The organism is Nocardia neocaledoniensis, assembly GCF_029868625.1.
In the GTDB taxonomy this organism is placed as follows: Bacteria; Actinomycetota; Actinomycetes; order Mycobacteriales; family Mycobacteriaceae; genus Nocardia; species Nocardia neocaledoniensis_A.
The window spans coordinates 1-6,855 of record NZ_JARWOJ010000044.1 but is presented as its reverse complement, the minus strand read 5'-3'; the positions used below and the strand labels follow the sequence as shown (position 1 = coordinate 6,855).

General features: G+C 73.2%; 5 protein-coding genes and 1 pseudogene. 5 read left to right on the top strand and 1 reads right to left on the bottom strand.

Annotated elements, in window-relative coordinates; translation table 11 throughout:
- A pseudogene (locus tag QH270_RS02190) lies at positions 1-351 on the bottom strand (hypothetical protein); the annotation flags it as partial.
- Here QH270_RS02190 and QH270_RS02185 point away from each other — a divergent pair.
- The 5 genes from QH270_RS02185 (at position 314) to QH270_RS02165 (ending at position 6,754) form a co-directional block, all read left to right on the top strand.
- Positions 314-1,792, top strand: coding sequence for a LuxR C-terminal-related transcriptional regulator (locus tag QH270_RS02185; protein WP_280338639.1), 1,479 nt, complete (start codon positions 314-316; stop codon positions 1,790-1,792). The pseudogene QH270_RS02190 and the gene QH270_RS02185 sit on opposite strands and share 38 nt — an antisense overlap.
- 43 nt (positions 1,793-1,835) lie before the next feature.
- Positions 1,836-2,942: a hypothetical protein gene (locus tag QH270_RS02180; protein ID WP_280338638.1), complete on the top strand. Its 1,107-nt coding sequence runs from the start codon at positions 1,836-1,838 to the stop codon at positions 2,940-2,942.
- 117 nt (positions 2,943-3,059) lie between these two features.
- Complete coding sequence (locus QH270_RS02175; protein ID WP_280338637.1) at positions 3,060-4,421, top strand: S1 family peptidase; 1,362 nt, start codon at positions 3,060-3,062, stop codon at positions 4,419-4,421.
- 144 nt (positions 4,422-4,565) lie between these two features.
- The gene (locus QH270_RS02170) at positions 4,566-5,828 is read left to right on the top strand and encodes a S1 family peptidase (RefSeq protein WP_280338636.1); all 1,263 of its coding nucleotides are present in this window, start codon (positions 4,566-4,568) and stop codon (positions 5,826-5,828) included.
- An 89-nt stretch (positions 5,829-5,917) separates the two neighbouring features.
- Entirely contained in the window at positions 5,918-6,754 is an 837-nt protein-coding gene (locus QH270_RS02165) for an NRDE family protein (protein WP_280338635.1), read from the top strand.
- Positions 6,755-6,855: the final 101 nt, after the last annotated feature.

Below are 6,855 nucleotides of genomic sequence, written 5' to 3'. Positions count from 1 at the left end.
GGTGAGCACCATGGCCGCCGACGCCCAGTCGGCACCGACCCGGCCTGGACCGAGCCAGTCGTACAGTCCGGCCGCCCGGCTCACCAGGCCGCGCCGGGGGGGCCCCCCCGCGCAGGTAAGCACGGCGGGGGCGGGTTCGGTGGGCTCGCTCCCGGCCGGGGTGTGGAGGGGGTCGGCCCGGCGGGCGGGGGGGGGGCCCCCCCCCCCCCCCCCCCCCCACCCCCCCCCCCCCCCCCCCCCCCCCCCGCGGGGCGCGCCCCCCCCCCCCCCCCCCCCCCCCCCGGCCGCGGGCGCACCCGTGGAGTCGATCGCGGTGCGCTGGGCCGAGGCCGCCGCGATTGCGGGCGACAACGACACCGCCGTCCGCCTGGCCGAGCCCCTGCTCACCACGGCCGGGATCGAGCCCACCGAACTCGTCGCCGCCGTGCGTATCTGCGCCGGGGTGCTCACCCGGCGCGGCCTGGTGAGCCGGGCGGCCGGACTGTACGACTGGCTCGGTCCAGGCCGGGTCGGTGCCGACTGGGCGTCGGCGGCCATGGTGCTCACCCTCGCCGGTGACCTCACCGGCGCGGCGGAGATGTCCGAGACCGCGCGGCAGTGGCCGCCGACCGAAGCCGACGCGGGCGCCCGCCTCGTCGCGGGCGCGCTGCGCGACTCCCTCGACCCGCACGGCTCCGGCACCGCCGCGGCGATCTCCGCCCTGATCCAGGCGGGCAACGCGGGCGACGGACGCTTCCTGCCCTGCGCCGCGGTCTCGGTCGCCACGCTGCTGTGTCTGGGTACCGGCGATCCCCGCCGCGCCGAGGACGCGCTGCGCCGCTCCGCGGAGACCGGCCGTCAAGTCGCGATCCTGCGCGCCTGGACCGCGCTGCTCGGCGGTGACGAGCGACGAGCAGCGAGTCTGCTCGCCGAGCTCGACATCGCCGCGCTCGATGCCCGCGACCAGTTGCTCGCGCACGCCCTCGCCGTCGGCCTGGCCCGCCGCGGCGGTGACCACGCGGCGCTGGCGAACGCGTGGCAGGACGCCTGCCCCCTGTTCGACGAGCTGGAAGCCGACCTGCTGAGCCTGCTGCCGATCGGCGAACTGTGGCTGGCCGGCATCCGGCTCGGCGAGGTCCGCCGCATCCGGCCGCTGGTCGACGCGGCGCGCGCGCTGCTGCGCAAGCTGGGTCGCGCGCCCGCGTGGACCAACGCCTTCCACTGGTACGGGGTGCAGGCCGCCCTGGCCGAGGAGTCACCGCGCGAACTGCTGCCGCATGCCCACGCGCTCAAGACCGCGGCGGAAGCGGGCGACCAGCAGGCCGCCGCGCTCGCCGACGCGGGCCGCACCTGGGTGCTCGTGCTGCGCGGGCAGGTCGTCGCGGCCGACGTACAGGCCGCGGTGTCGGCGCTCGCGGAGTTGGGTCTCACCTGGGACGCCGCCCGGCTGGCCAGCGAGGCCGCGCTCGCCGTCGACGACTCGGCGACCGCGACCGTGCTGCTCAAGCTGGCCCGCTCGGTGCGCGCCCGCGCCCAGCCCGTCGAGCCGCGCCCGGCGGCCGTGCCGGTGTCGCCCACTCGGGAGGACCCGACCCCGCGCGCCGCCGACACCACCCTCAGCGAGCGCGAACGCGAGGTCGCCGAGCTGGTCCTGCTCGGTCTGACCTACCGGGAGATCGGGGCTCGGCTGTACATTTCCGCCAAGACCGTGGAGCATCACGTCGCGCGGATCCGGCGTCGCATAGGCGCGCGGTCCCGATCGGAATTATTGTCAATGCTTCGCGCCATGGGACACGGTTCGCTGCTGGTGTAGCTCGGCGCGAACCTGACGTCGACGCCGAAGCGAGGTAAATCGGATGGCCACTGGGGTCGGCCTGCGGATGGCCGATGACGAGTGCATCGCCGCCGTGGTCACCGAGGACGGCGCGGTGCGGCTCATCGCGCGCGACGCGGTGCTGCACATGTCCGACGACGGTGACGCGGCGCTGGGCGGCCCCGCGCCGACCGGGCACGCGCACTCGATCTCCGGTTTCGTGCGCGCCGTCGGTGACCCGTCGGGGGTCGATGTCGACGGCGGCGAGGCCTACCGGGCCGAGGACCTGCTGGCCACGGCCATGTTCTGCCTCATCGACCTCACCACCGAGCACCTCAGCGGTCCGGCCGAGTTCTACGCGACGCATCCGGCGCGGTGGACCCCGGAGATCGTGCGCGGCGTGCGCGAGGCACTGGACTATCTGGGCCTGACGTCGGTGGCGTTGCTCGGCGAGGACGAGCTGCCGCAACCAGAGGACGGTGTCGAGCCCGGCGGCGCGTACGCCAGGTCCGCCGCGGAGGCAGCGCTCGTCGCGGTGCTGGCCACGCCGGCGGGCGCGACGCCGCCGGATCCGCTCGTCACCGAGAACTCCCTGGTCGCGACCGATGTGATCCCGGCGCTGGCCCCGCCGGCGGTGACCGCGCAGGCCTATTCGGCGGCGATGCCGGTGACCGCGCAGCCGACGAAGGCGATCCCCACCCCGACCTCGGCGATCCCGGTGGTGTCGCCCGCCGACCCGCCGAAGCCCGAGCGCAGCCGCACCCCGCTGCTGATCGCGGCCGCGGCACTGGTCGGCCTGCTGCTCGGCGGCGTCGGGGTCTCGGTCGCGCTGCGCGGCGACGAGCCGACGGCACCGCCGCCGATCTCGGACGCGCGCCCGGAGTCGCTGACACCGACGCCGACGCCGTCGCCGCTCGTGCCCGCGCCGCCCCCGGCCGTCGAGACAACGACGCCACCGCCAGCCGTCACCACGACACCGGAACCCGAGCCGACGACCAGCACCGAACCGCCGCCGACGACCACGCCGGAGCCGTCGCCGACGCCGGAGCCGACCACGCCCGGCCGCAGCACGACCCGTCCGCTGCTGCCGTTCCAGACGGTCCCGCCGGGCTCGCTGCCCTCGCCCATGCGCATTCCGGGCTACTACTGATCGAGTGCGGGGTACGGTAACCGCGCCCGCTGCCCGACTGTGCCCTAGAGTGATGCGCTGACCGACATCACTGCCGCCGGTGGTGGTCTCGATCACTCATGCCGACGAAGGGATTTCATGCGCAAGTTGGTGGCGCGTCGCGCCGCAGTCAAGGCTGCCTCCGCCGGTTTCGCCGCGACTGTTCTTCTGGCTCCCCTGCTCGGCTCCGGCATCGCTTCGGCGGAACCCACTGCGCCGACCCAGCTTTCGGCGGACGCGCTCCCCGAAGAACTGGCGACCGCGATCTCGCGCGACCTCGGCATGACCCCGACCGAATACCTCGACCGTGCCGCCCGCGCCCAGCAACTGCGCGACTACGCCACCGAATTCCGTGCCGCGAACCCGGATACCTTCGCCGGCGCGTGGATGACGCCGGAGGGCAAGGCCGTCGTCGCCGTCACCGACGCCGAGGCGGGCAAGCTCGCCGCGGCCGCCGGGTACCAGACCCACGTCGCGCCGATCTCGGCCAGCGGCCTGGAAGGCGCGCTGGTGCAGCTGAGTCAGTGGATCGCGAGCCTGCCGCGCGAGATCTCGGAGCCGATCAGCTCGGTCGCCATCGACGCGCTCAACAGCCAGCTGGTGCTCAACATCGCCAACACCGGCACCGGCCACCTGCTGAATCTGCCCACCCTGATCGCCACCATCAAGGTGGTGCTCTCCCCCGGCGGCGGCGGTCCGGTCGAGTACAAGCCGATGGGCGGCGACACCTACATCACCGCGACCAAGGACCTGCACGACACCACCCTGCGCGGCGTGGACGTGTGCTCGTTCGGCTTCAACAGCACCGATGCCGCGGGCAACGCGCTCAATATCTCGGCGGGCCACTGCAATCCGAACGTCGACAACGGCGGCACCGCCCCGGTGTACGTGCCGAACGTGCGCGACATCCCGAACAGCCCCGAGGTCGGGTCCTTCGCCAAGGCCGTGCTCGGCGGTCCGGCCTCGCTGGACTACTCGGTGATCAAGCTGAACGAGCGCGCCGTGAACGCGGGCATGGACCAGCCGCGGGTGCGTGGCGCCAACGGCACCACGCTGGCCATCACCGGCACCGCGGAGCCGGTCACCGGCGCGCCGGTGTGCAAGACCGGGCAATCGTCCACGTTCACCTGTGGTTTCGTCTCGGCGGAGCGGGTGGAGACCCAGCTGTTCACCGCGGAGGGCGTCAGCAAGACGATCCGCGGCTTCGCCAGCACCGCCTGCACCCTCGGCGGCGACAGCGGCGGCGCGATCGTCACCGGCACGCTGGCGCTCGGCATCACCAGCGGTTCCAACGCCGCCGAGGCGCCCAACTGCACCGAGGCCAACACCCAGCTGGCGCCGTTCGGCGGCACGGCCTCCCTCGGCGTCCCGATCCGGCCGATCCTGGCCGACATCGAGGCCACCTCCGGTGGGGGCCTGGGCAGTGGAATCGCGGTGCGCACCAAGCCGAACGCGGGCTGAGGCGCGGGAACGGGCCGAGTGGGGGAAATCTCGTGACCGGTACGAGTAGGCATAACCGGTCCGAGCCCATATAGTTCGATCATGCTCCTGCCACGTATGGGTCGCACCCCGTCCGCGCGAAGCTCGAGAAGAGCTCGGAAGTCCGTGATCGCCGCGTCCGCGGCGATTCTGCTGTTCGGCCCCACGATGGCGGTCGCCGATGCGCAGCCGGCGCCCGCGGTTGATCTGCCCGCCCAGCTGGTCGAGGCCGTCACCCGCGATCTGAAGATCTCGCCCGAGGAGTACCTGCGCCGCGCCGAGGTGGCCCAGCAGGTCGCCGCGTTCGCCACCACCGCGCAGCGCCAGTTCCCGCAGTCCTTCGCCGGCGCCTGGCTCAACGACGCGGGCAACGCCGTCGTCGCGCTCGCGCAGGGCCCCGGCGCCGACGAGGCCGCCACCGCCGCCGAGTCGGCCGGTTTCGAGGTCCGCAACGTCGCCAAGAGCGAGTCCGCGCTGCGCGGCGAGAAGACCGCGTTCGAGAACTGGCTCGATTCCGCCCCCGCCGAGGTCTCCGCGCTCGTGCGCGGCGTCGTCATCGACCCGGTGAACAACGCGATCGCCGTGCGGGTGGAGCAGGCCGGCCTGCCGCTGCCCAGCTTCATCGACCCGTCCCGCGTGGTCGTCACCGCGCCGCCCGTCGCGGGCGAGCGCGTCGACCTGGACGCCACCCCCGTCGCCGGTGACGGCACCGGCGCGCTGGCCGGTGGCGACGGCTACGCCTCAGTCGTCGGCCGCAGCTCGCTGCGCTGCTCGCTCGGCTTCAACGGCACCGACCGCGCTGGCAACGTCATCAACATCTCGGCGGGCCACTGCAACCCCGATCTCGGCTCGGCCGGTACCGGCAACGCGGCCGCGATCTACGAGCTCAACGGTGACCGCGCGGGCGCCCAGCTCGGCACCTTCCAGAAGTCGGTGCTCGGCGAGCAGGACTACTCGATCATCCGGGTCAACGACAACGCGCGTGCCCGCTTCGAGAACAACCTGGTCCGGGTGCCCGGCAACGCCCCGATCGCGGTCGACGGTGTGGCCACCCCGGTGGTCGGCGCCCCGGTCTGCAAGTCGGGTTCGCGCACCGGTTTCAGCTGCGGCATCATCAACGGTGTCGACCAGACCGTGCAGGTCGGCGACCGTCAGCTCACCCAGAGCTTCTCCGCCAACATCTGCGCCCTGCCCGGCGATTCGGGCGGCGCGATCGTGACCGGTCGCCAGGCCCTCGGCATCTCCAGCGCGTCGTCGGTCGCCGACTACCCGATCTGCGAGATCCCGAACATCATCGGCGCCATCACCGGCGACGTTCCGCAGCTGTTCGCGCAGCCGCTGAGCGTGGTCCTGTCGGACAACCCGGGACTGTCGGTCCGCACCAACTGATCGCGGTCCCCCAGGCATAGAGCAGCCACGAAAGAGGCCGGTAGCACTGCGCTACCGGCCTCTTTCGTGCGCAGGGCATGCTGGGTGGCATGTGTTTGGTTCTGCTCGCCTGGCGGGCGCATCCCGAGTACCGGCTGATCGTCGCCGCCAACCGGGACGAGTTCTACACCCGCGCGACCGAGTCGCTGCGCCGCTGGGACGGCGAGACGCTGGTGGCCGGTCGCGATCTCGGGGCCGCCGCGCCCGGTACCTGGCTGGGGCTGCGCACCGCCGAGTCCCGTTTCGCCGCGGTCACCAATGTCCGTGATCCACAGGACAATCCACCCCACCCCCGCTCGCGTGGCGCCCTGCTGCTGGACTACCTGCGCGGTTCCCGGCCACCCGGGGACTATCTGGCCGACACCGCCGCGGCGCCGGACGACTACATCGGCTACAACCTGCTGGTCAGCGATCTACGCACGCTGTGGTGGCATTCCAACCGCGGCGGGGTCGGCCCGGCCGAGCTGGCACCCGGGCTGCACGGGCTGTCGAACGGCGCGCACCTGGCCTCGTGGTCGGGAGCTGTCCACACCCGTCCCCAGGTGACCGGCGCGGGCACGGTGGCGCCGTGGCCGAAGGTGTCGAGCGGGCTGGCCGGCCTGGGCGAGATCGTCGCGACCGCACCGGATTCCGTCGACGACTATTTCGCCCTACTGGCCGACCGGACCGAGGCGCCCGACGACCTCCTGCCGCGCACCGGCATTCCGCTGGAGTTCGAACGGGCGGTCTCGGCGCGTTTCGTCGCCCACGACCTGCACGGCACGCGAGCGAGCACCGTGCTGCTGATTCGGGAGGACGGTCACTTCACCATGGCTGAACGCACGTTCGGCCGGTACGGGGCCGTGGGCGGGTCGGAATCGCTGTCGGGCGTCGTCGACCTGGGCTGAGAAAACGCGAAAGGCCCCCCCCCCGGAATTCGGGCGGGGGCGGTAGGGGGGGGTGTGTTTGGGGGGGGGGCCCCCCGGGCCCCGTCACAAATGTGCGCACA